20 protein-coding genes, 1 tRNA gene and 2 pseudogenes are annotated in these 24,123 nt (G+C 59.0%); 5 read left to right on the top strand and 18 right to left on the bottom strand.

All coding sequences use genetic code 11. The features are described 5' to 3' along the window. Nucleotides 1-34 precede the first annotated feature (34 nt). The 3 genes from QF043_RS01025 to QF043_RS01035 form a co-directional block, all read right to left on the bottom strand. Entirely contained in the window at nt 35-829 is a 795-nt protein-coding gene (locus QF043_RS01025; RefSeq protein WP_307417236.1) for a carbon-nitrogen hydrolase family protein, read from the bottom strand. 10 nt (nt 830-839) lie between these two features. Beyond that, nucleotides 840-2,522, bottom strand: a complete 1,683-nt coding sequence (locus QF043_RS01030) for an NAD(P)/FAD-dependent oxidoreductase (protein WP_065929487.1) — start codon at nt 2,520-2,522, stop codon at nt 840-842. Nucleotides 2,523-2,689: 167 nt separating this feature from the next. Then, the gene (locus QF043_RS01035; RefSeq protein WP_058420501.1) at nt 2,690-3,136 is read right to left on the bottom strand and encodes an Lrp/AsnC family transcriptional regulator; all 447 of its coding nucleotides are present in this window, start codon (nt 3,134-3,136) and stop codon (nt 2,690-2,692) included. A 33-nt stretch (nt 3,137-3,169) separates the two neighbouring features. On the opposite strand from QF043_RS01035, the gene QF043_RS01040 reads away from it, so the two are divergent. After that, on the top strand, nt 3,170-3,307 hold the full coding sequence (locus QF043_RS01040) for a hypothetical protein (RefSeq protein WP_307417238.1): 138 nt from the start codon (nt 3,170-3,172) through the stop codon (nt 3,305-3,307). Between the two features lie 155 nt (nt 3,308-3,462). Here QF043_RS01040 and QF043_RS01045 read toward each other — a convergent pair whose 3' ends face one another. Both QF043_RS01045 and QF043_RS01050 read right to left on the bottom strand, forming a co-directional pair. Next, nucleotides 3,463-3,708 (bottom strand): type II toxin-antitoxin system RelE/ParE family toxin, encoded by a 246-nt coding sequence (locus QF043_RS01045; RefSeq protein WP_307417239.1) that lies wholly within the window; start codon nt 3,706-3,708, stop codon nt 3,463-3,465. Nucleotides 3,709-3,717: 9 nt separating this feature from the next. After that, complete coding sequence (locus QF043_RS01050; protein WP_056857840.1) at nt 3,718-4,008, bottom strand: Phd-YefM; 291 nt, start codon at nt 4,006-4,008, stop codon at nt 3,718-3,720. Between the two features lie 142 nt (nt 4,009-4,150). On the opposite strand from QF043_RS01050, the gene QF043_RS30675 reads away from it, so the two are divergent. Next, on the top strand, nt 4,151-4,555 hold the full coding sequence (locus QF043_RS30675; RefSeq protein WP_373460651.1) for a hypothetical protein: 405 nt from the start codon (nt 4,151-4,153) through the stop codon (nt 4,553-4,555). Between the two features lie 41 nt (nt 4,556-4,596). On the opposite strand, the gene QF043_RS01060 is transcribed toward QF043_RS30675, so the two are convergent. The 5 genes and pseudogenes from QF043_RS01060 to rpsU all read right to left on the bottom strand — a co-directional run bounded on the left by QF043_RS01060 (nt 4,597) and on the right by rpsU (nt 13,109). Further along, nucleotides 4,597-4,673: transfer RNA gene (locus QF043_RS01060), tRNA-Ile, on the bottom strand. 15 nt (nt 4,674-4,688) lie between these two features. Then, a pseudogene (locus tag QF043_RS01065) lies at nt 4,689-8,433 on the bottom strand (EAL domain-containing protein). Between the two features lie 136 nt (nt 8,434-8,569). Further along, complete coding sequence (rpoD, locus tag QF043_RS01070; protein WP_307417241.1) at nt 8,570-10,420, bottom strand: RNA polymerase sigma factor RpoD; 1,851 nt, start codon at nt 10,418-10,420, stop codon at nt 8,570-8,572. A 67-nt stretch (nt 10,421-10,487) separates the two neighbouring features. After that, nucleotides 10,488-12,458, bottom strand: coding sequence for a DNA primase (gene dnaG / locus QF043_RS01075; RefSeq protein ID WP_069786299.1), 1,971 nt, complete (start codon nt 12,456-12,458; stop codon nt 10,488-10,490). A gap of 435 nt (nt 12,459-12,893) precedes the next feature. Continuing rightward, the gene (gene rpsU / locus QF043_RS01080) at nt 12,894-13,109 is read right to left on the bottom strand and encodes a 30S ribosomal protein S21 (RefSeq protein ID WP_002551877.1); all 216 of its coding nucleotides are present in this window, start codon (nt 13,107-13,109) and stop codon (nt 12,894-12,896) included. Between the two features lie 203 nt (nt 13,110-13,312). Here rpsU and tsaD point away from each other — a divergent pair, with 203 nt between their 5' ends. After that, nucleotides 13,313-14,338, top strand: a complete 1,026-nt coding sequence (gene tsaD / locus QF043_RS01085; protein WP_307417242.1) for a tRNA (adenosine(37)-N6)-threonylcarbamoyltransferase complex transferase subunit TsaD — start codon at nt 13,313-13,315, stop codon at nt 14,336-14,338. A gap of 34 nt (nt 14,339-14,372) precedes the next feature. On the opposite strand, the gene plsY is transcribed toward tsaD, so the two are convergent. Then, entirely contained in the window at nt 14,373-14,942 is a 570-nt protein-coding gene (gene plsY / locus QF043_RS01090; protein WP_056857845.1) for a glycerol-3-phosphate 1-O-acyltransferase PlsY, read from the bottom strand. A gap of 72 nt (nt 14,943-15,014) precedes the next feature. Between plsY and folB the strand changes: the two genes are divergently transcribed. Continuing rightward, a complete protein-coding gene (gene folB, locus QF043_RS01095; protein ID WP_017138053.1) occupies nt 15,015-15,368 on the top strand; it encodes a dihydroneopterin aldolase in 354 nt (117 codons plus the stop codon). Then, nucleotides 15,359-15,877 carry a 2-amino-4-hydroxy-6-hydroxymethyldihydropteridine diphosphokinase gene (folK, locus tag QF043_RS01100; RefSeq protein WP_307417243.1) on the top strand — a complete coding sequence of 173 codons (519 nt, stop codon included), beginning with the start codon at nt 15,359-15,361 and terminating at the stop codon, nt 15,875-15,877. The genes folB and folK overlap by 10 nt, the downstream gene beginning before the upstream one ends. Nucleotides 15,878-16,057: 180 nt before the next feature. Here the strand turns inward: folK and QF043_RS01105 are convergent, their stop codons facing one another. From QF043_RS01105 to apaG, 7 genes and pseudogenes are all read right to left on the bottom strand, one after another. Further along, complete coding sequence (locus QF043_RS01105; RefSeq protein ID WP_307417244.1) at nt 16,058-17,287, bottom strand: multifunctional CCA addition/repair protein; 1,230 nt, start codon at nt 17,285-17,287, stop codon at nt 16,058-16,060. Nucleotides 17,288-17,350: 63 nt separating this feature from the next. Beyond that, nucleotides 17,351-18,916 carry a SpoVR family protein gene (locus QF043_RS01110; protein ID WP_307417245.1) on the bottom strand — a complete coding sequence of 522 codons (1,566 nt, stop codon included), beginning with the start codon at nt 18,914-18,916 and terminating at the stop codon, nt 17,351-17,353. Further along, nucleotides 18,913-20,184: a YeaH/YhbH family protein gene (locus QF043_RS01115; protein WP_017138057.1), complete on the bottom strand. Its 1,272-nt coding sequence runs from the start codon at nt 20,182-20,184 to the stop codon at nt 18,913-18,915. The genes QF043_RS01110 and QF043_RS01115 overlap by 4 nt, the downstream gene beginning before the upstream one ends. Before the next feature lie 113 nt (nt 20,185-20,297). Then, nucleotides 20,298-22,221 (bottom strand): annotated as a pseudogene (locus QF043_RS01120) (PrkA family serine protein kinase). A 285-nt stretch (nt 22,222-22,506) separates the two neighbouring features. Next, entirely contained in the window at nt 22,507-22,836 is a 330-nt protein-coding gene (glpE, locus tag QF043_RS01125) for a thiosulfate sulfurtransferase GlpE (protein WP_307417246.1), read from the bottom strand. A 9-nt stretch (nt 22,837-22,845) separates the two neighbouring features. Then, the gene (locus QF043_RS01130; RefSeq protein WP_307417247.1) at nt 22,846-23,694 is read right to left on the bottom strand and encodes a symmetrical bis(5'-nucleosyl)-tetraphosphatase; all 849 of its coding nucleotides are present in this window, start codon (nt 23,692-23,694) and stop codon (nt 22,846-22,848) included. Next, nucleotides 23,694-24,074 (bottom strand): Co2+/Mg2+ efflux protein ApaG, encoded by a 381-nt coding sequence (apaG, locus tag QF043_RS01135; protein ID WP_065929387.1) that lies wholly within the window; start codon nt 24,072-24,074, stop codon nt 23,694-23,696. Before apaG ends, QF043_RS01130 begins: the two co-directional genes overlap by 1 nt. Nucleotides 24,075-24,123 lie beyond the last annotated feature (49 nt).

Below are 24,123 nucleotides of genomic sequence, written 5' to 3' on the forward strand. Positions count from 1 at the left end.
CGTAGAATGTGCCTATGCTAACAAACCGGCTGGTTCAGGGCTTGTGCAGCGCGCCGTACAACTCTGGGCGACGGTCTTGCAGGTAATGATTGGCCGCGCGGGCATCCAGGATCGATTGGCGATCCAGTGTACCGACGATCAACGCTTCATCCAGCCCCGCCAGGGCAATTCGCTGGCCATTGGGCGCAGCAATACTGCTTTGCCCGCAGTACTGAATCTCGCCTTCGTGCCCGCAGTAGTTGGCGTAGGCCACATAGCACTGGTTTTCAAAGGCCCGCGCCCGTACGGTCACGTCGGCAACAAAGTCGAACGGCACCATATTGGCCGTCGGCACCAGGATCACCTCGGCGCCGGCCAGGGCCAGGCGGCGGGTGTTTTCCGGGAACTCCAGGTCGTAGCAAATCAGAAACCCGAGCTTCCAGCCGTTAAGTTCCACCAGCGGGAAATCATCTTCCCCGGCGCTGAACATCGAGTGGTCCAGGTCGCCAAACAGATGAGTCTTGCGGTAGTTGCACAGGCGCTGGCCGCGGGCATCGATCAACTGCACAGCGTTGTAGATCTGCCCGTCCTCAGCCCGCTCCGGGTACCCGTAGAGAATGGCCAGGCCGGCGCTTTTGGCCAGTTCGGCAATCGCCTGTGCCGACGGCCCATCCTGTGCTTCGGCGAGTGCACCCACCGCTTCCGCGCCGATGTTGTAGCCGCTGAGGAACATCTCCGGCAGCACCAGCACGTCGGCACCGGTCGCCTCATGCGCCGTTTGGTGCAGGCGCTGGAGGTTGCCGGCCACATCCAGCGGCAGCGGTGGGCATTGGTACAGGGCGACACGCATGCTTAACTCCTTAATCGGCCAGGGCGATCGGGCCGATTTCGTCAAAGACATCACCTGGGCCCGGGTTTTCGGGGTGAGTGCTGCCGCCGAAGTGGGTCATGATGCCCCACACCGCATTCAGCGAGGTTTGCACCGCGCCCTCGACCCACGCAGGCGTCCAGGATACGTCGTCACCGGCGATAAAAATCCCACGCTGTTCGGCGGGCATGTCCTTCTGCATAAAGTGCGCATACATGCGCTGGTTGTAGCGATAGTGGCCGGGCAACGCACCTTTGAAGGCACCGAGGAAATGCGGGTCGGCTTCCCAGGACACGGTGATCGGGTCGCCGATGATGCGTGCCTTGATATCGACTTTCGGGTAGATCTTTTTCAGCGCGTCGAGGGCCAGTTTCACGCGCTTGTCGATGGGCTGCGGGAGCATTTTCAGCGCGTCGCTCATCCACGAGTACGACAGGCAAATCACGCCTGGCTTGTCGTCACCGTTGTCGAACAGATAGGTACCACGGGTGAGGCGATCGGTGAGGGTCATGCTCATCAGGTCGCGGCCGGTCTCCGGGTCTTTGTCTTTCCAGAACGGGCGGTCGACCATCACGAAGGTCTTGGACGATTGCATGTAGCGCGTGCGGTCGAGGGCCATCCACATTTTTTGCGAAAACAGGGTTTCGTCGCATTCGATCTGGGTGGTCAGCAGCCAGCTTTGGCAGGTAGTCAGCACGGCGGCGTATTCGCGGGTGTCACCGTAGTTGTCGGTTACCGCAAAGCGGCCATCGGCAGCGTGGGCGATGCGCTTGACCCCCGCCCGTGGCGCGCCGCGATGCAAGGAGCTGAGGCTGGTGCCGGCAGGCCAGTGGGCACAACGCTCCGGCACATGGCGCCAGATGCCCATGGGTACTTGTGCTACGCCGCCAACCACCAGGTGCTGGTGATCGTCGCAGTTGGTCATCACCACGCGGAAGATTTCCAGCATCGAGTTGGGGAAATCCGAGTCCCAACCGCCCGTGCCGAAACCCACCTGGCCAAACACTTCACGGTGCGCGAACGACAGTTTGGCGAACGCCTTGGACGTGGCGACGAAGTCATAGAAGGTGCGGTCGTCCCACAGTGGTACCAGCTTGTTCCACAGCGCCTTGAGGCGTGGCACGTCGCGATCGCGAATGGCTTGCTGGATATCACCGAACTGCGAGCCGGCCTCCAGCGCATCCGCCCAGGCATCGGCAACTTCCTGGAATAGCACCGGCAGGTCCGAGAGTTTCTGCGCGTAGTGAGTCTGGCCTTCGAGGTCGACCACGGTGCTGCCGGAAGCCGGTGTCAGCGGGTTGGGAAAGGGTTTGGTCTCAAGGCCCAGCTTGTCCACATAGTGGTAGAACGCGGTGGACGACACCGGAAAACGCATGCCGCCCAGCTCGGCGATGATGCCTTCGGCGCCTTCAAAGGCCTGGGAGCGCAAACGCCCGCCCATCTTCGAGGCCTCATACACCACCGGCTTGAGCCCCAGCTTCATCAGCTCGTAGGCCGCCACCAGCCCCGCGATCCCGGCCCCCACAATTGCCACTTCCGCGCCATGGTTGGCCGCAGGAATACTGCCCAGGCCGGCCGGGTGTTCGATCCAGTCATCAAAGGCAAACGGAAAATCCGGGCCAAAGATGGTGATAGGTTTTTTACCGTCGGCGGGATGGCGATTGGTCTTGCTGATGGTGCTGGACGGAATGCTCATGGCTGACCTTACTGACGACTCGGCGGGGTTCTGCCCGTTGAGTATAGGAAAAGATGGCAGCCAGTTTAGGGAGCGTAGCGTTCGTTATTAAGACGCAATGTGTCGTCGGATTGGATTGTTTTTAGTCATAATGACGAAGTAGCTGGTCAAACTGGCTGGCCACGGTCCAATTTGTTACTGAGAATGATCGACGTGGTGGTTTTTTCTACGCCCTCGACGCTGCCGATCTGGTCCAGCAACTGGTCCAGCTGTTCCGGCGAATCAGTGCGCAGCCAAGCCACGTAATCGAACTCGCCACTCACCGCGCACAACTGCTGCACCTGCGCCATGGCGCTCAGCCTGCGCAGCACTTCCTTGCCCGAGCGCGCTTGAACGGTAATGCCGACATACGCCTGCAAACCCCCATCGACCACACGCTGCCCGAGGCGCACGCCATAACCGGTGATCACCTGGGTTTTCTCCAGACGCGCCAGGCGCGACGTCACCGTGGTGCGCGCAATCCCCAACTGCCGGGCAAGCATGGCTACGCTTTCGCGGGCGTTGATCTGCAAGGCGGCGATCAGTTGGCGATCGATTTCGTCGAGGGCGGGCAAGGGTGGGCTCCGGTGCTAGGGCAATGAGGCGGTATGTTACAGACTTCCAGACACGAAAAAGCCGCGCAGTGCGCGGCTTTCTTGTTTGGTGTGTCCAGTATTTTCAAATCCGACATCAAAGCCTCCGATGCCTGCGAACAGGCTGCCAATAGTGCGCTGCTGCGTTCGTGAACTCGTTGTTCTGGATGCTCGCGGCACGCTGGCGGGAGGCTCTGGGCCTTCAGGTGATTCAGTAGCCTGTAATACGGATGCAGGGCAGTATAAAAAAAGCCCTTAACGCGGGCTCAGACTCGTTTTTTTGCGTCGTTGTAAACTTCGTCGTCACGTCAGTTGCCGACGGCGACGATCAGTACTTCGACGGCTTTTCCATCAACCCGGTACACGATGCGTGTATCGCCAGTCCGAATTCGACGACACCCTGCAAGCGAGCCGCTCAGGGCCTTCCCACTTTTATCGGGTTCTCCATTTACTATTCTTTCCTCGATGACGTCGAGGATCCTGTTTGCTGCTGTGGATCCAAGCCTATCGAAGTCGCCTTCAGCATCTGGGTGATAGTTGACTCCCCAAGCCATCGCAAATCCTTAGTCTTTTTTGGCGTACCTGGCTCGCATATCTGCGTGAGAGATAGCCGATTTTGGGTTAAAGCTCGCCAAGCGATCACGTGCAGTAGCTTCGATTCGTAGGTCTTCCAGCTCATCCATCAATTCTTGATAAGCATCTACGTTCACGATGACTGCAGCCGGTTCATTGTCTTTGAACACGACCAAGCGATCGGTGGTGCGGCTTGAGATTTCTTTGAGCTTTGAACTGAAGCTCCTAACCATTGCGGTAACCGATATGGCCTGGTCGGCCCGATCAAGTAGCGCTGCCATAACTGAACTCCAGGGCAATATAATCTAACCACGTACAAAGGTATGCTAAATTCTATGTACTGTACGGTGCGAAGTATTGCTCATATTTGAGCGCTTGTTAAGCATTCGCTAAGCATTTTTTGTATGGCTGATCGAATGATTTTTGCTGGCAGGATTCTCAGTTGGCGGCGTATTCGCCGCTAAATTCGTCGAATTAATATCTAAGTCTGTGTTTTTTGGAGCGTTATTAGCTTTCTCACGGTTCTACGTTCGGCAGCGGGGGGCACGGAACGCCACCATTGCGCGCTTCAAACGCAACCTGCTGCTGCGTGACTTCATTCTCCCGGCCGGTTGCAGTGCGCAGACCATGTGCCGTGCCGTTCTGGATTTTATGGTGTTTGGGGAGGGCTACTTTCAACGCCATACCAACCGAGTCGATTATGGGCGCGTTGGTCAACTGACAATTGCTTGGCCGAACGGGGCTGAGGTGAAGGTGCTGGAAAATCCGAGTGGACATATTGTGGACACTTTTGCTGGTCTAGCTGGAAAATCTGAGCCAAAAGCTTAGACCAAAAACGACGAAAGCCACGCAGTGCGTGGCTTCGAAGATGGTGGGCCCAGTAGGACTCGAACCTACGACCAAAGGATTATGAGTCCTCTGCTCTAACCAACTGAGCTATAGGCCCTCAGTAGGACGCGGATTATAGCGACGGTTTCCGTGCTGTGCCATCCGAAAAGTCTGAAACCCGCATATGAAGAAACGTCTCGGCAAAAAGCTCTGGCGGCAGTGGCAGGCTGACGATGTAGCCTTGCATCTGTTCGCAGCCTTCGGCGGCGAGGAAGGCTTGTTGTGCGGGGTTTTCCACGCCTTCGGCGATGATGGTGAATTGCATGCTGTGGCCCAGGGCGATGATGGCGCGCACGATGGCGGCGTCGTGGGGGTCGTCGGGCAGGCCGCGCACGAAGGACTGGTCGATCTTGAGGAAATCCAGTGGCAGGCGCTTGAGGTAACTGAGGGAAGAATAGCCGGTGCCGAAGTCATCGATGGCCAGTTGCACGCCCAAGTGCTTGAGTTGGTGCAGCACTTCGAGGGCTTCTTCGGCCTGGCTCATGATGAAGTTTTCGGTGATCTCCAGTTGCAGGCAGCCGGGCTCCAGGTGGTAGTCGTGCAGCAGTTGTTCGATGCGCGCGAGCAGGTTGGGGTGACGCAGTTGTGCGCCGGCGAGGTTGACTGACAGCGGGCCGAAATCGTTGAAGGCGCGTTTCCAGGTGTGCATCTGACGGCACGCCTGTTCCAGTACCCAGTCGCCAATCTGCAGGATCGTGCCGTTCTCTTCGGCGATGGCGATGAAGTGTTCCGGCGGCACGTCGCCAAAGGTTGGGTGGTGCCAGCGAATCAATGCTTCGGCGCCGATCAGTTCCCGGGTGACCAGGCTGAGTTTTGGTTGGTAGTACAGAAACAGCTCTTCACGCTCGATGGCGCGACGCAGTTCGTGCTCGAGGGCCACGCGTTCGTTGGCCTGGGCGGTGAGGTCGCGGGTGTAGCTCTCGACACGGTTGCGGCCTTTGGCCTTGGAGCGGTACATCGCGGCATCGGCGTTTTTGACCAGGGTGGCGACGTCGGTACCGTCCTGTGGGTAGAGGCTGGTGCCGATGCTGGCGCTGATAAAGAACTCATGCTCGCCAGCCTGGAACGGCGGGGTAAAGCAGGCGAGTAGTTTATTGGCCAGGTGTTCGGCATCGCTGGCTTGTTGCAGGCCGGGCAGCAGGATGATGAATTCGTCGCCGCCCAGGCGTGCCACGGTGTCGATGTCGCGCAGTTGCTCCTTGAGGCGCACGGCGATGTCCTTGAGCAGCAGGTCGCCGACGGGGTGGCCGAGGCTGTCGTTGATATGCTTGAACCGGTCCAGGTCGAGGAACAGCACCGCGCCTTGGTTACCGGTTTCTTCCTGGCTATTGAGGGCGGCTTGCAGTCGGCTTTCAAACAGGGTGCGGTTGGGCAGGCCGGTCAGGGGATCGTGGTGCGCCTGGTAGTCGAGGCGAGCCTGGGCGTGCTTGAGGCTGGAGATATCGGCAAACACGGCAACAAAGTGCGTGATCAACTGGTCGCGGTTGCGCACGGCGCTGATGGTCAGCCAACTGGGGTACAGCTCGCCGTTTTTGCGACGGTTGGAAATCTCGCCCTGCCAGTGGCCGTGGGCCGTCAATTGATGCCACATCGCCGCATAGAACGCGCTGTCATGCAGGCCGGAGGCGAGCAGGCGCGGCGTGCTGCCAAGGGCTTCGGCTTCGCTGTAGCCGGTGATCTCGCTGAAAGCACGGTTGACGGCGCTGATGTTCTGCCGGGTGTCGGTGATCAATACCCCTTCGGCGGTACTCTCGAATACTGTGGCGGCCTGTTGCAGTTTTTCCTGCATCACTTGGCGCTCGGTGATGTCGCGGGCGATGGTCAACATGCAGTCTTCTTCGCCGATGGGCAGCGGGCGGCTGGATACTTCGCACAGGCGAATCAAGCCGTCGGCGCGGCGGATACGGCAGGCGAAGTCACGCACAAAACCGTCGCGCTGCATCAATTCCAGCATGTGTTTGCGTTCGTTGAGGTCAACCCAGATGCCCAGGTCCAGGGTCGACTGGTCGAGCGAGTTCGCACTGGTAAAGCCCGTCAGGCGGGGTGAAGCCTTCGTTCACTTCAATCAAAAGCCCATCGCGCTGGCGGCTGAGCAGCAAACCGTCGGGTGAGGCGTGGAAGGCCTTGGCGAATTTCTCTTCGGAGGTTTGCAGCAGTTGCTGGGTTTCCTTGAGTTGGGTGATGTCCCGCACCACCACCACCAAGGCTTCTGTGGTGTTGAGTTGGAACGGCTCGGCGGAGAGCAGTCCGGTAAACGCCTGGCCATTACTGCGCAGAAACGGCATCTCCAGGTTGCGGATGCTGGTGGTCTGCACACGTCGCAACAGGTCAGGGCCGACACCTTGAACACCCAGGATATTCAGCTCGGTCGCGGTTTTACCCACGACTTGTTCGGCGCTTAGCCCAATCTGGTCCTCGAATGCCTTGTTTACCTCCAGCAGGCAGCCATCAGAGAGGCGGGCGATGACCAGGATATCCGGGCATTGCTGAAACACCGAGGCAAACTTCTCTTCGGAAAGCTGCAGCGCCTCTTCAGTGCGTTTGGCTTCGCTGATATCGATCATCAAACCGCGCAACACCGGCTCATGGCCGTGCTCGATCAGGCTGACGATGTCACGCACCCACAAGCAGCGCCCGTCGGCGGTAATCACTCGATAATCGAGGCTGTGATCGCGGTTGGCGCGGGTTTCCTGGTAGCAGAATGCCTCGGCACGGGTCAGGTCGGCGGGGTGGATGATGTTGCGCCAGAAACCTGGAATCAGCCAATGGGCGCGGGGATAGCCCAGCAGGTCTTCGGCGTGGGGCGACACGTAGCTGTAGGTGAAGTCGGTGATGCTGGCTTCCCAGGCAATCGCGGAGAGGCTTTCTACCAGGCCGCGATAGTGGTATTCGCTGCTGCGCAATTCTTGCTCAAGGGCTACCCGCCGGGCAATTTCCGAGCTGAGCCGGCGGTTGATGCGTATCACGATGGCCAACACAGTACTCAACAGCAGCACCGCCGGCAGGCCGTACATCAGCAAGTCAGCCCAGAAGGTGCGGTGATCGGTGAAGCTGCCGACCCAGTGTTGCTGGATCGCATCGGTTTCGTCGGAGCTGAGGTCGGCGAGGACTTTGTCCAGGATGCCCACCAGTATTTTCTGGTCACGCGGCACGCCCATCGCCAATTGATAGCGGTAGGGCGTTTCGCCGCTGACGTACAAACCATCCAGCTTGAGCTGGCGCAGGCTCCAGACGCTGGAAGCGAGGTCGCCGACAACCGCATCCACTTCATCGGTGGCCAGGGCTTGCAGCGTCGAGCTGACGTTCGGCATGGCCACCAGGTTGAGGTCGGGATGGTGAGTGCGCAGTAATTCGTGCGGCGCGTAGTTTTCCACCACGGCGATCTTCAGGCCATACAGGTCTTTGAGGTTGCGTGGTTTTGCGCCGCCCTCATGGGCAAGGATGACGATCGGGAAGTCCAGGTACGGGCGCGTAAAGGCCACGTAATTCTGGCGCTCGGGCGTCGACATGATGCCGGGCAGTAGATCGAGCTGGTTGTTTTTCGCCTGTTCGAGCACGGCGGTCCAGTTTTCCGGCTCAATCAGCTTGATCCGCACGCCCAGGCGGTCCTGGATCAGGCGCACATAGTCGGCAGCGAGGCCTTGATAACGGCCATTTTCATCACGGTATTCGAAGGGCGGCCAAGAAGCGTCCACCCCCAGGCGCAGCTCCTGATGGTCCGCCAGCCAGCCACGCTCATCATCAGTAAGAGTCAACGCGCCGGCCGTTGCGGTCCAGGCGAGCAGCGACAGCAGTATCACGGTCGGCAGTCTGGGCATAACGGTCTCGTTATGGCACGGGGAATCTGTCGAGTGTAGACGGGCATTTAGGGGGAGGGGTGCTGCGGGGGTAGTTAATCTGTAGAAATTAATCTATAGAAAACAAAACCCCCGGCCTGGGCCGGGGGTTCTGGTATCACTCGTCGAGGAAGGAGCGTAGATGCTCGCTTCGCGTCGGGTGGCGCAACTTGCGCAGCGCCTTGGCTTCGATCTGACGGATCCGCTCGCGGGTCACGTCAAACTGCTTACCGACTTCCTCAAGGGTGTGGTCGGTATTCATGTCGATGCCGAAACGCATGCGCAGTACCTTGGCTTCACGGGCAGTGAGGCCGGACAGTACGTCGCGAGTCGCTTCTTTAAGGCTCTCAACAGTGGCGACATCGATTGGCGACTGCATGGTCGAGTCTTCGATGAAGTCACCCAGATGGGAGTCTTCGTCATCACCAATCGGCGTTTCCATGGAGATCGGCTCTTTAGCGATCTTCAATACCTTGCGGATTTTATCCTCAGGCATCTCCATGCGTTCGCCCAGCTCTTCCGGGGTCGGTTCGCGACCCATTTCCTGCAACATCTGCCGGGAAATACGGTTGAGCTTGTTGATCGTCTCGATCATGTGCACCGGAATACGGATGGTGCGAGCCTGGTCGGCGATCGAGCGAGTGATCGCCTGACGGATCCACCAGGTGGCATAAGTCGAGAACTTGTAGCCGCGACGGTATTCGAACTTGTCCACCGCCTTCATCAAGCCGATGTTGCCTTCCTGGATCAGATCGAGGAATTGCAGGCCACGGTTGGTGTACTTCTTGGCGATCGAGATCACCAGACGCAAGTTCGCTTCAACCATCTCTTTCTTCGCGCGGCGGGCCTTGGCCTCACCGATCGACATGCGACGGTTGATGTCTTTGATTTCAGCAATCGTCAGACCGGTTTCGGTCTCAAGCGCGGTCAGCTTTTGCTGGCAACGGATGATGTCCGGCTGCAGGCGACCAATGGCTTCGGCGTATTTCGCCTTGCCTTTGGCCAGTGCGTCGGTCCAGCTTTCGTCGACTTCGTTGCCCGGGAACTGGCGCAGGAAGTCAGCACGCGGCATACGTGCATCACGTACACACAGCTGCATGATTGCGCGTTCTTGCGCACGCAGACGTTCAAGGGCACTGCGAACACGCTCAACCAGGCCTTCGAATTGCTTCGGTACCAGCTTGATCGGCATGAACAGCTCAGCCAGGGCCACCAGCTCGGCAATCGCCAGCTTGTTGGAGCGACCGTGCTTTTTCAGGGCCTTGCGGGTGATTTCCATTTGATCGGAAACCGCACCGAAACGCTGGGCTGCGATGACCGGGTCCGGGCCGCTTTCAACTTCATCTTCGTCGTCGCTGCTGGCTTCAGCATCGTCGTCTTCGGTGTCGTCGTCGGCTTTCGCGGCTTTCGCATCGACAGGCGGCGGCACTTCGGCGGCAGGCGGCGCAATGCCGTCGTCCGGGTCGATGTAACCGCTCAGAACGTCAGACAGGCGGCCACCTTCGGTGGTGACGCGAGTGTACTCGGAGAGAATGTGGTCAACCGTGCCAGGGAAGTGCGCGATTGCGCCCATCACTTCACGGATACCCTCTTCAATACGTTTGGCGATTTCGATTTCGCCTTCACGTGTCAGCAGCTCGACGGTACCCATTTCACGCATATACATGCGCACAGGGTCAGTCGTGCGACCGATGTCGGTCTCCACCGCTGCCAGCGCGGCCGCCGCTTCTTCAGCAGCTGCCTCGTCGGTATCGGAGTCGGCCAACATAAGGGCGTCCGCATCCGGAGCACTCTCGTGTACGGGGATCCCCATGTCATTAATCATGCGGATGATGTCTTCCACCTGCTCTGGATCTGAAATATCCTCAGGCAGGTGATCGTTGACCTCTGCGTAAGTCAGATACTTCTGCTCACGACCAAGGGTGATCAACTCTTTGATACGAGACTGTTGTTGCGCTTTTCCGGACATAACACCCTATCCACTGAAGGTCTTGGCGGGCAAAAAACAAGCCGAGGATTATACCCGAGCTATGACCTCACACGCCAGCTGAGGTCGGGTTAGATGTACAAACATTCTGTTTTAAGAGGTCGCGCATCTGTTTTGCTATCTGAATTTGCTCTTCAGCCGATAAACCCGGCTGCCTTGCACGCTTGATCAGCTCATCCAGGGTCTGCGTGTGCTGACCTGCGGATAACCTAGTAATGGTGTCTAAAAACTGTTGTTCAAGGTTGTCGCCGTCAATTAGCCACTCCTTTTCCGCCAGCGCTTTAAGCAAGCGTCCTTGTTCGGTGCCGTGCCAACGAGCCATCAATTGAATTGAGTTTAGCTTAGGATTTTTCTGTACCGCCTCGATCAAGGCGATCAGTACCTGAGCATACGTGTTGCTCTCGTTGGCAAAGTGATCGGCGCTCTCAACTTTTTTTGCCAATTGCGGGTGGTGAATAAGTGTTCTCAGCGCAATGAGCGTTGGAGCTTCGACGGCGACAGGTGTTCGCGGCGCGTAAGCCTCGTCGCGGTCACCGCGCTTGCCGTTCTTGTTCCAGGGTTTTTTGTCCCATTTTTTACCGCCGGCGCCGGGTTTCTTCGGTGTCCACTCCTGCTGGGGCGCGTAGGCCTCCTGCGGTTGGTGGAAGTCGGAATAGTCCGGCATGGCGTCGTAATCCATGCCTGGGTCGTAGGCCGGTGGCGCTTCCTGCGGTGCGCTGTGCACCAGCTGGCTGACGGCCTCGCCACTCAGGCCGGTGATTTCCAGCAGGCGCATGCGCATCAGTGATTTCAGGTTGGCGCCTGGCACTTTGTCGATCAGCGGCGCTGCGAGGGTGGCCATGTGGGCCTTGCCTTCGAGGGAGCGCGGGTCGGCTTCTTCGGTCAACTGTTGGAAGAAATAGTCCGCCAGCGGTTGCGCGTGTTGATTGATGCGGGCGCGGAAGGCGTCGGTGCCTTCGGAGCGCACCAGGGTGTCCGGGTCTTCGCCTTCGGGCAGAAACAGAAAGCGCGCGCGGCGCCCGTCCTGCAGGCTCGACAACGTGGCTTCGAGCGCACGCCAGGCGGCGTTACGGCCGGCCTGGTCGCCGTCGAAACAGAACAGCACGCTGGGCACCACGCGAAACAGGCGCTTCATGTGTTCTTCGCTGGTGGCGGTGCCCAGGGTGGCGACGGCATTGCGCAGGCCCTGCTGGGCCAGCGCGATCACGTCCATGTAGCCTTCCACCACGATGATTTCATCGAGGTTGCGATTGTTTTTGCGCGCCTCAAACAGGCCGTAGAGTTCCTGGCCCTTGTGAAATACCGGGGTTTCCGGGGAGTTCAGGTATTTAGGCTTGTCATCCCCGAGTACCCGGCCACCAAACGCGATGATGCGGCCACGGCTGTCGCGGATCGGAAACATCACGCGATCGCGGAAGCGGTCATAGCGCTTGCCGGTCTCGGCGTTTTCCACCAGCAGGCCGGCATCGATCATGGCCTTTTGCTGCAGCGTATCGCTGCTCAGATGCTTGTACAGGTTGTCCCAGCCCGGCGGTGCAAAGCCCAGGCCAAAATCTCGCGCGATCTCGCCGGTCAGGCCGCGGCCCTTGAGGTACTCGACGGCGGCCTTGCGCTGCGGATGGCTTTTAAGCGCCTGACGATAGAAGTCGGCAGCAGCGGTCAGCAGCGGGTACAGCGGCGAATCAGTGGGTTGTCGCGGTTTGTGCGCGCGGCCACTTTCTTCGCGGGGGATTTCCATGCCGGCGGCTTTGGCCAGTTCCTCGACAGCCTGGGGGAAGTCCAGGTTGTCGTGGTCCATGATGAAGCCGAGGGCATTGCCGCCTGCGCCGCAACCGAAGCAGTAGTAGAACTGCTTGTCTGGGCTGACGCTGAATGACGGGGTTTTTTCTTTGTGGAACGGGCAGCAGGCAGTGTAGTTCTTGCCGGCCTTCTTCATTTGCACGCGCGAGCTGACAACATCGACGATGTCGGTGCGGTTAAGAAGGTCGTCAATAAAACTCTGGGGAATCAGCCCGGCCATGGCGTTCTCGTCATCACTGCGTGTAAATGAGGGCCCGTGAAGCGTTCAAGCGCACGTATCGAGTGCTTGAACATCTGTCGTCTGCATGGGGAGTGTATCTGCCGAGCATTCACTGACGTTAGCTTCTATCAGTCTTCGGCTTGGAAATGTTGCCCTGGCGTCCGGTGTTGGCCAGTAGTGGCCTCGGAAACGCCTTGATGGGCACAGCCGACACAGTTGATCGTCTGTTTGTAAAATTAAGTGTGCTCGTCAGTAGCCTTGTTAGGCTCGTCAGAAGAGACGCGCACCGCTGGCAGAAGAGCCAGTCCTGACGTGTGAAGCAGTGTCTCGGTCGCATGTGCGGCGTCGACGGTGAAGCATCAAGCGATATCCGCAAATGCCAACAGCCCGGCTGAGGGCCGGGCTTGGCAGAAGCTTGCTACGTAAGTCTGTGTATTAGTACAGACGAACGGCGCGGCGCTGTTCGCGCTGAACTTTCTTGGCGTGACGCTTAACAGCGGCTGCTGCTTTACGCTTACGCTCAGAAGTTGGCTTCTCATAAAATTCGCGGCTACGAACTTCAGCCAGAACACCGGCTTTTTCGCAGGAGCGCTTGAAACGACGCAGAGCTACGTCGAAGGGTTCGTTCTCTTTTACTTTGACGGCTGGCATCCAGAGCTACCTTCTTTCATTACCGGGAATCAACGTTCTCGTCGCAAAAAATTCGCGGCTGAGGTCGTCGGTTTTTAAGGGTTGCGGATGTTAACCCCTCATTGACCGGAATGCAAAGCCTCTGATCGAAAACCGCTAGTCGGGAGGGGGAGTGGCGACTATTATGCGCGCCTTCGAATTCAGCCTCTACAAGGCGCAAACCCATGCTAGTACTGGGACTTGAAACCTCCTGCGACGAAACCGGTGTCGCACTTTACGACAGTGAACGCGGGCTTTTGGCCGATGCACTGTTCAGTCAGATCGACTTGCACCGCGCCTATGGCGGGGTGGTGCCGGAGCTGGCCAGCCGCGATCACGTCAAGCGCATGCTGCCCTTGATTCGCCAGGTGTTGAACGAGGCCGGCTGTGTGCCCACCGAGATCGACGCAATTGCCTACACCGCAGGCCCCGGATTGGTTGGAGCCCTTCTGGTTGGGGCCTCTTGCGCCCAGGCGCTGGCCTTTGCCTGGGGCATTCCAGCCCTCGGTGTGCACCATATGGAAGGCCATTTACTGGCACCGATGCTGGAAAAGACACCGCCGCAGTTCCCGTTCGTCGCTTTGTTGGTTTCCGGTGGCCATACGCAGTTGGTTCAAGTGGATGGCATCGGCCAATACACGCTTTTGGGGGAGTCGCTGGATGACGCCGCCGGCGAAGCTTTCGACAAAACCGCGAAGATGATGGGCCTCAATTATCCCGGTGGCCCGGAAATCGCGCGGCTGGCCGAAAAAGGCGTGCCGGGCCGCTACACCTTCCCGCGCCCGATGTGCGATCGCCCAGGCCTGATGTTCAGCTTCAGTGGCTTGAAAACCTCCGCGCTGAACACCTGGCAGCAAAGCGTCAGCGCCGGGGACGACAGTGAACAAGCCCGTTGCGACATCGCGCTGGCGTTCCAGCAGGCCGTGGTGGAGACTTTGACCATCAAGTGCAAGCGCGCCCTGAAACAGGCAGGCATGCAGCGCCTGGTGATCGCAGGCGGCGTCAGTGCCAACAAGGCGTTGCGTGCCTCACTGGAAAAAATGCTCGGCGACATGAAGGGCGATGTGTTCTATGCCCGCCCTGAGTTCTGCACCGACAATGGCGCGATGATTGCCTACGCCGGTTGCCAGCGCCTGCAGGCCGGGCAGCACGAAAGCCTGGCGATCAGCGTGCAGGCACGCTGGCCGATGGAGCAGCTTTCACCGCTTTAGGCGGTTTGATCTGAGCCGGGCTCATCAACGGTATTTAAAAATGCCGTTCGCGCCCGGCAAACAGGTCGCGTAAATTGCCGCGGTGGCGCCACACGATCAGCAGTGTCAGTACGCTCATCGGCAGCAACGCCGCCGGTGCCTGCCAGGCCAGCAACGGCAGGGTGAGTGGTGTGGCGATCAGGGCGGCCAGCGAGCTGGTGCGGGTCAGGTAGAACGTCAGCAGCCAGGCCAGCACGGCCAGCAGCGCTGCCGGAGGGTAAACCCCCAGCAGCATACCGGCCGCGGTCGCGACGCCTTTGCCGCCGCGAAAACGGAAGTACAGCGGAAACAGATGGCCCAGGACGGCGCACACGCCCACCCAGGCCTGCTGTTGCAAGGTAAGACCGGCGAAGCTGGCGATCAGTACGGGCAACAAGCCCTTGCAGAGGTCGCCCAGCAGCGTCAGTACGGCGAGTTTCTTGCCCGCCAGGCGCAACATATTGGTGGCGCCGGCATTGCCTGAGCCACTCATTCGCGGGTCGGGATTTCCCGTCAGGCGGCTGAGCAAAATGGCGAAGGACAGCGAGCCGAGCAGGTAGGCGAGAATCGCCAGTAACCAAAACATGCTAACTATTCCGGGCGAGGACGCCCTGATTCTAACGGGGCAATGCGCCCTTGTCGTGCTGCGGAGAAGAGCTTGGACAGAGTGTTTATCGAAGGCCTGGAAGTCGACACCGTAATCGGGGCCTACGACTGGGAGCGCGGCATCAAGCAATGCCTGCGCCTGGACCTTAGCTTCGCCTGGGACAATCGCCCGGCGGCTGCCGGTGACGACCTGACCCTGGCGCTGGATTACGCCAGTGTGTCCACGCGTATCCAGGCCTTTGCCGAGCAATCCCAGTACCAGTTGGTGGAAACCTTTGCCGAGCGGTTGGCCGAAGTGCTGATGAACGAATTCCAGATTCCCTGGCTGCACCTCAAATTGACCAAGCCCGGCGCCGTACCGGCTGCCAAAGGCGTGGGCGTGGAGATCGAGCGCGGATGTCGCTAACTCAGGTTTACCTTGGCCTTGGCAGCAATATCGAGCGCGAGCCGCACCTGCGTGCCGGCCTGGACGCGTTGGCGGGCTTCTTGACCGATGTACGCTGCTCCGCGGTATTTGAAAGCCAGCCGGTGGGCATCAAGAGCGGGCCATTCTTCAACCTTGTCGTGTCGGCGTATACCGACCTGCCGTTGATGGAGCTCGATCGCCGGTTGAAATTCATCGAGGCCAACAATGGTCGTTATGCCCCGGACCGCAAAGGGCTGCCGTTGGATATCGATGTGCTGTTGTACGGTGACCTGGTGGGGAATTTCGACGGTTTGATCCTGCCGCGCGCAGAGATCCTGAAGAATGCTTTTGTGCTGTGGCCGTTGTCGTTGATGGCGCCGGATCGTGTACACCCTGAAGTCGATAAGACCATGGCCGAGTTATGGCGCGATGCCCAGATCGACCAGGTGCTGGCGCCTGTCGGGTTTGAATGGCAGGGCCAGCAGTTGACCCCAGCGGATCTACTGTAGCCGCCGATGCGCCTGGCTTGACCGGATTCAACTGTGGGAGCGGGCTTGCCCGCGAAAGCGGTGGGTCAGTCAACATCAATGTTTACGGTGCCGACGTCTTCGCGGGCAAGCCCGCTCCCACACGTTTTGCGTTTAATTGAACGGCATTGATGCAAACCCGTCTGCCACAAAGAGTAACGACTACAGGTTGTATTGTTCTTTGTAGGCCTTGAGCACTTTAAGCCGCTCACGCTTGAGCGCCTCGCCCAGCTCCGGGCCTGTGAAACCTTTCTCCAGCAAGGGCGCCACCGGTACTTCGCGAGCCGCCTTGGCTGCGCCGCGTAAATAATCCGCCTGTGGATAACTTCTCTGCTCCAGGCCCTTGCGGCCCCGGGCGTCCATTTCACAACTCACCACAAACTCTTCAAAGCGCTGCGGCCGGCGATACACGTCAAAACTCTGCAGCAACTCCAGCAATGTCGAGGCTTTGAGTTCCAGCGCGCGGTGGCCATGGGTGTGATATTGGCCGACCAGCAGCGCCAGTTCCTGGCAATCCTTCGGCACCTTGAAGCGTTCGTTGACCGCCTTGATCAGCTTCAAACCCGTGTGTTCGTGGGCAATGTGCTGCGGCAACTTATCCACAGGCGTCAGGCCTTTGCCCAGGTCGTGCAGCAGGCAAGCCCAGCGCACGGTCAGCGGCTGCTGATGCAAGGCGGCCTGTTCGAGCACGCTCAACGTATGGATCCCGGTGTCGATTTCCGGGTGATGGGCCTCGGGTTGTGGCACGCCAAATAACGCATTCACTTCGGGCATCAGAGTTTTCAGTGCGTCGCAGTCGCGCAGTATCTGAATAAACACTTGAGGCTGATCCTCCATCAGCGCCCTGGAAATTTCTTTCCAGCTGCGCTCCGGGGTCAAGGCTTGCAGTTCGCCTGACTCGCTGAGTTGGCGCATCAGTTCCAGGGTTTGCGGGGCGACGGTAAAACCCAGGTGGGCATAACGCGCGGCAAAGCGCGCAACACGCAGCACGCGCAAGGGATCTTCGGCGAACGCGGGGGAAACGTGGCGCAGAATGCGCGCTTGAAGGTCGCTTTGGCCGCCATAAGGATCGGTCAGGTTGCCGTCATCATCCTCGGCCATGGCGTTGATGGTCAGGTCGCGGCGAATCAGGTCTTCTTCCAGCGTCACCTCGGGGCTGGCGTGAAACACAAAGCCGCCATAACCCCGACCGCTCTTGCGTTCGGTGCGGGCCAGGGCGTATTCGTCGCCGTTCTTGGGGTCCAGAAATACCGGGAAGTCAGCGCCGACCGGCTTGTAGCCTTTGGCGAGCATTTCTTCAGTGGTCGCCCCCACCACAACGCGGTCAATATCGGTGACGTTGAGGCCGAGCAGGCGATCACGCACTGCACCGCCGACTGTGTAGATTTTCATGAAAAAGCCTCCATTAGCGGCACAGGATACCGCCTGTGCCGGACCAATGGAGGCTTTGCTGTTTCAGAGGTGAACGACGGCCAGGTCCAGGCGGCCGTAGTCGTTATCGTTGTGGTCGGTGCGTGGTGGCACATGGTGGGTTTTCATCACCTGATCGCCCTGCAGGGTTTCCAGGTGAATGTCGAAGCCCCACAGCCGGTGCAGGTGTTTGAGTACTTCTTCGGTGGATTCGCCCAAGGGTTTGCGGTCGTGCTGCTGGTGACGCAAGGTCAGCGAGCGATCGCCGCGTACGTCGATGCTATAGATCTGCACGTTGGGCTCACGGTTGCCCAGGTTGTATTGCGCCGCCAGGGTTTCACGGATGGTGCGGTAGCCCGGTTCGTCGTGGATGGCAGGCACCACCAGATCATCCTTGAGGTCGTCATCGAGAATGCTGAACAGCTTGAGGTCGCGAATCACCTGGGGTGACAGGTACTGCAGGATAAAACTCTCATCCTTGAAGCTGCTCATGGCGAACTTGATGGTCGACAACCAGTCGCTGCCGGCGATTTCCGGGAACCAGCGGCGGTCTTCTTCGGTGGGGTCTTCACACATGCGCCGGATGTCCCGATACATGGCAAAGCCCAGCGCATACGGGTTGATGCCGCTGTAATACGGGCTGTCAAAACCGGGCTGGAACACCACGCTGGTATGGGAGGTGAGAAACTCCATCATGAAACCGTCGGTGACCAGGCCTTCGTCGTACAGGTCGTTCATCAAGGTGTAGTGCCAGAACGTCGCCCAGCCTTCGTTCATCACCTGGGTCTGGCGCTGTGGGTAAAAGTACTGGGCGATCTTGCGCACAATGCGCACGATTTCCCGTTGCCATGGCTCCAGCAGCGGTGCGTGTTTTTCCAGGAAATACAGGATGTTTTCCTGAGGTTCGGCGGGGAAGCGTGCATTGTCCTTGTCGCTGTTTTTGCCGGCTTTTTTAGGAATCGTGCGCCACAGGTCGTTGATCTGCTTTTGCAGGTGCTCCTCACGCTCCTTCTGTCGCAGGCGTTCTTCCTCGGCAGAAATCGGATACGGGCGTTTGTAGCGGTCGACGCCGTAATTCATCAGCGCGTGGCAGGAGTCGAGCAAGTCTTCCACAGCATCAATGCCATGGCGTTCCTCGCATTGCATGATGTACTGCTTGGCGAACACCAGGTAATCGATGATCGAACTGGCATCGGTCCAGGTGCGGAACAGGTAGTTGCCCTTGAAGAAGCTGTTATGCCCGTAGCACGCGTGGGCCACCACCAGCGCCTGCATGCAGATGGTGTTTTCTTCCATCAGGTAGGCGATGCACGGGTCGGAGTTGATCACGATCTCGTAGGCCAGGCCCATCTGGCCGCGGGTGTAGGACTTCTCGGTACTGAGGAAGTGTTTGCCGTAAGACCAATGGTGGTAGCCCAAGGGCATGCCGACCGAGGCGTAGGCGTCCATCATCTGTTCGGCGGTGATCACTTCGATCTGGTTGGGGTAGGTGTCCAGGGCATAACCCGCCGCGATGCGGCTGATTTCCCGGTCATAGGCCTGGATCAGTTCAAAGGTCCACTCGGAGCCGGTGGAAATGGGTTGGCGCTTATGCTCTTTTTTGGCGGTCATGTCACTAACCTGCGCTGGAAGAGTTCACGGAAGACCGGGTAGATATCGCCGGCCGAGACCAGTTGCTGCTGGGCGAACGTATCGGCAAAGGCTTCACCGATGCGCTCATATTCAAACCACAGTGCCTGGTGCTCACGAGGGGTGATTTCGACGTAGGTGTAGTACTGCACGAACGGCATGATCTGGTTGATCAGGATGTCGCGGCAGATCGGCGAGTCATCGTTCCAGTTGTCGCCGTCGGAAGCTTGCGCGGCGTAGATGTTCCACTCATTGGCAGGGTAGCGCTCGGCCATGATCTCCTGCATCAGCTTTAACGCGCTGGACACAATGGTTCCGCCGGTTTCCCGCGAGTAGAAGAACTCTTCTTCGTCCACTTCCCGGGCGCTGGTGTGATGGCGGATGAACACCACGTCGATCTTGTCGTAGTTCCGCTTAAGGAACAGGTACAGCAGGATGAAGAAGCGCTTGGCAATGTCTTTGGTGGCCTGGGTCATGGAGCCGGACACGTCCATCAGGCAGAACATCACCGCCTTGGAGCTGGGGTTGGGTTGCTTGACCAGCAAGTTGTATTTCAGGTCGAAGGTGTCGAGGAACGGCACGCGGTGAATGCGCGCGCTGAGTTTCTCGATTTCCGCCTCGATTTGCTGGATATCGCCGAAGTTATCCGGCTCTTCGCGCTTTAAGCGTGCCAGTTCTTCTTTGGCTTCCTTCAGTTTGGCGCGGCTGCTACCGGACAATGCGATACGCCGTGCATGGGCCGAGCGCAGCGTGCGAATGATATTGATGCGGGACGGGTTGCCCTCGTTACTGATCCCCGCGCGCACAGTCTTGAAAGTGTCAGTGCCGGTCAGGTTGCGTTTGACCAGGTTCGGCAGTTCCAGGTCTTCAAACATGAACTCCAGGAATTCTTCCTGGGTGATCTGGAACACGAACTCGTCCATGCCTTCGCCGGAATTACCCGCTTTGCCTGGGCCTTTACCGCCGCCACCACCTTGGGGACGCTGGATGTGCTCGCCGGTGGTGAACTCCTTGTTGCCGGGGTGCACAACGGTCTGTTTGCCGCCTCGACCGTGGTGCAGCACCGGTTCGTCGATGTCGCGTCCGGGAATGCTGATTTGCTCGCCATGCTCCATGTCGGTAATGGAGCGGCGGCTGACGGCCTCTTCGACGGCCTTTTTGATGTGGTCACGGTAACGCCGCAGGAAACGCTGACGGTTTACCGTGCTCTTGTTCTTGCCATTGAGGCGTCGGTCGATCACATAGCTCATGGGGAGCCCTCCGGGCAGCTTCACGTTACAAGCTTCAAGCCGCGAGCTGGAAGCTTAGAGACAAGCGGTCGGCCGCCAGGCCATAAGCCTGGCAGCACGCGCCTGTCGCTGCCTTACTGCGATTTGCGCACCCGCAGATACCACTCGGAGAGCAGCCGTACCTGTTTGTCGGTGTAGCCGCGTTCGACCATGCGTGTAACAAAGTCGTTGTGTTTTTGCTGGTCCTCCTTGCTGGCCTTGGCGTTGAAGCTGATAACCGGCAGCAGGTCCTCGGTGTTGGAGAACATTTTCTTCTCGATGACCACCCGCAGCTTCTCGTAGCTGAGCCAGGTAGGGTTCTTGCCGTTGTTGTTGGCGCGGGCGCGCAGCACGAAGTTGACGATTTCGTTGCGGAAATCCTTCGGATTGCTGATGCCGGCCGGTTTTTCGATCTTCTCCAGTTCCTCGTTGAGGGCCACGCGGTTGAGGATCTCGCCGGTCTCCGGGTCGCGGTACTCCTGGTCCTGGATCCAGAAGTCGGCGTACAGCACGTAGCGGTCGAAGATGTTCTGGCCGTACTCGCTGTAGGACTCCAGGTACGCAGTCTGGATTTCCTTGCCGATGAACTCGATGTAGCGCGGCGCCAGGTATTCCTTGAGGAAGCGCAGGTAGCGTTCGCGGGTTTCGGCCTGGAATTGCTCCTGTTCGATCTGCTGTTCCAGCACATAGAGCAGGTGCACTGGGTTGGCGGCGATCTCGTGTGGGTCGAAGTTGAAGACTTTGGACAGGATCTTGAATGCAAAGCGTGTCGACAGACCGTTCATGCCCTCGTCCACACCCGCGGTATCGCGGTATTCCTGGATCGACTTGGCTTTCGGATCGGTGTCCTTGAGGTTTTCGCCGTCATACACGCGCATTTTCGAGTAGATGTTCGAGTTTTCAGGCTCCTTGAGGCGCGAGAGCACGGTGAACTGGGCGAGCATCTTCAGGGTGTCCCGGCGCGCAATGCGCCTTGGCCAGGGAGCTGTTGAAGAGCAGTTTGTCGTAGATCTTGATCTCATCGCTGACCCGCAGGCAGTACGGCACCTTGACGATGTAGATCCGGTCGATGAAGGCTTCGTTGTTCTTGTTGTTGCGGAAGGTATGCCATTCCGATTCGTTGGAGTGGGCCAGCAGGATCCCGGTAAACGGAATCGCGCCCAAGCCTTCGGTACTGTTGTAGTTACCCTCTTGGGTGGCGGTGAGCAGTGGGTGCAGCACCTTGATCGGCGCCTTGAACATCTCCACGAATTCCATCAGGCCCTGGTTGGCCCGGCACAGTGCGCCCGAGTAGCTGTAGGCGTCGGCGTCGTTCTGTGGGAATTCTTCCAGTTTGCGGATATCAACCTTGCCCACCAGCGCCGAGATGTCCTGGTTGTTCTCGTCGCCGGGCTCGGTCTTGGCCACGCCGATCTGGTTGAGGATCGACGGGTAGAGTTTCACCACGCGGAACTGGCTGATGTCGCCGCCAAACTCCGACAGGCGCTTGGTAGCCCATGGCGACATGATGGTGTTGAGGTAGCGGCGTGGGATGCCGAAGTCTTCTTCGAGGATCGCGCCATCTTCCGTGGCGTTGAACAGCCCCAGAGGTGACTCGAACACCGGCGAGCCCTTGATCGCGTAGAAGGGCACCTTCTCGATCAGTTGTTTGAGCTTTTCCGCCAGGGACGACTTGCCGCCGCCGACCGGCCCGAGCAGGTAGAGGATCTGTTTCTTCTCTTCCAGGCCTTGGGCGGCATGCCGGAAGTAGGAGACGATCTGGTCGATGCATTCTTCCATGCCGTGGAAGTCTTCAAAGGCCGGGTAGCGGCGGATCACCTTGTTGGAGAATATTCGCGACAGGCGCGAATTGTTCGAGGTGTCTACCAGCTCCGGCTCACCAATCGCCAACAGCAGGCGTTCGGCGGCAGATGCGTAGGTGCTGCGGTCCTTTTTGCACAGCTCGAGATACTCCTGCAGGGTAAGTTCTTCCTGCTGGGTGGACTCGAAGCGTTGTTGGAAGTGGCTAAAGATACTCATGACGTCGTCACCTCGCTCGATACGTGGAGCCGACGCCGGATCAATCAGTCGATGCTGGCAGCCCTTGGCATTCGCCACTGGCTGTTTTCCCCCCAGAACACCCTGAAACGCTACCGATGACCCGCACGCCGGTGTACCGGCTCTCCCCTGATTCGGATGGCCTGCGCTTAAGGATAGTTCGGAATCCGGGAGGTCAAGGCGCGATGCGCAATTAGTTTGGCTGCGCCGTTCGTCAGAAACGGCGCAAGCCCATGCGTCACGCGGGGTAGCGGGGTGTGAAAAAAATTATTGCGAATCGCCAGAGGCAATTTCTGCAGGATAGGTCGTGCGCCACAGCTCAAAGCCGCCGTCCAGGCTATAGACGTCGGAGAAGCCCTGGCTGATCAGATAGGCCGCTGCACTCTGGCTGGAATTGCCGTGGTAGCAGGCCACGATCACTGGCGCGTCGAGGTCGGCCGTGCGGATGAAATCCTGGATGTTTTGGTTATCCAGATGCTGCGCGCCGCTGATGTGGCCTGCTGCATAGGTCGGCTGGTCGCGAATGTCGACCACCACGGCGCCTTGCTCGCGCAGGGCCTGGGCTTGTTCGGGAGGGATACGTTTGAATTCGCTCATGGCGGGCTCCTAGGGCTTGGCGCCCGGCAGTATTACAGAAGGGGGAGGTTCGCACTGGCAGCTCAGGCGCTCGCCGGTGTCGATGTTCATCAGGGTCATGGCGCCGCCCCACACGCAACCGGTGTCGAGGGCGAACACGCCGGGTTCTTCGCATTTGCCTTCCAGGGCCGCCCAGTGACCGAAGATGATCTTCATGTCACGGGTCTTGCGTTCCTTGTGGGCAAACCATGGCTTATAACCGGGAAGCGCAGTGTCGGCGCCTTCCTTGCTCTTGAGGTCCAGCTTGCCTTCGGCGGTGCAGAAGCGCATGCGTGTGAAGTAGTTGGTGATCACGCGCAGGCGGGCCACGCCGGTGAGGTCATTGTCCCACTTGACCGGCTCGTTGCCGTACATGCCGTCGAGGTAGGCGGTGTAAAGATTGTCATCGGCCAGGGCGCTTTCGACTTCGGCGGCGCACTTGAGGGCTTTCTTCAGCGTCCATTGGGGCGGGATGCCAGCATGCACCAAGGCCATGTTGCGGCCTTCGTCGTAATGCATGAGCTTTTGGCGGCGCAGCCAGTCCAGTAATTCCGTCCTGTCCGGCGCTTCCAGGATCTCGCGCAGGGTGTCGCCTTTTTTCAGGCGTTCGATGTTATTGCCGGCCGCCAGCAGGTGCAGGTCATGGTTGCCCAGCACGCACACCAATGAATCGCGCATCTTATAAAGAAAGCGCAGGGTCTCGAGGGACTCGGGGCCGCGATTGACCAGGTCGCCGACCAGCCACAGGCGGTCGCTCGCCGGGTTGAAGGCTACGCGCTCCAGCAGGCATTTGAGGGGTTCCAGGCAGCCTTGCAGGTCACCGACCGCGTACGTCGTCATCAGTGCAGGGCTCCGGGCACTGCGAGGCGAAACGGCGCGATGATGGCGTCGAACAGTTTTCCGTCGGTGGCTTTCATCTGATACGAGCCCTGCATAGTGCCGACCTTGGAGGTCATCACTGTGCCGCTGCTGTAGGTATGGCTGGCGCCGATGTCGATCAACGGCTGCTGACCAACCACGCCAGCGCCACGCACTTCCTCGACCTGGCCGTCGCCATCGGTAATTACCCAGTGGCGCGACAGCAGTTTGGCCGGCACCTGCCCGTTGTTCTTCACCGTGATGGTGTAGGCAAAGGCATAACGGTTGTCTTCGGGGTGTGATTGGTCCGCCAGGAAGCGGGTGACGACGCTGACGTCGATCTGGTAGCGAGGATCGGACATGCAAGAGGCCTTAAGAGCAAAAGCGGAGGACAGCAGATGCGGATCAGTC

Origin of the sequence: Pseudomonas sp. W3I7 (genome assembly GCF_030816095.1) — a bacterium.
GTDB classification, from domain to species: Bacteria; Pseudomonadota; Gammaproteobacteria; order Pseudomonadales; family Pseudomonadaceae; genus Aquipseudomonas; species Aquipseudomonas salomonii.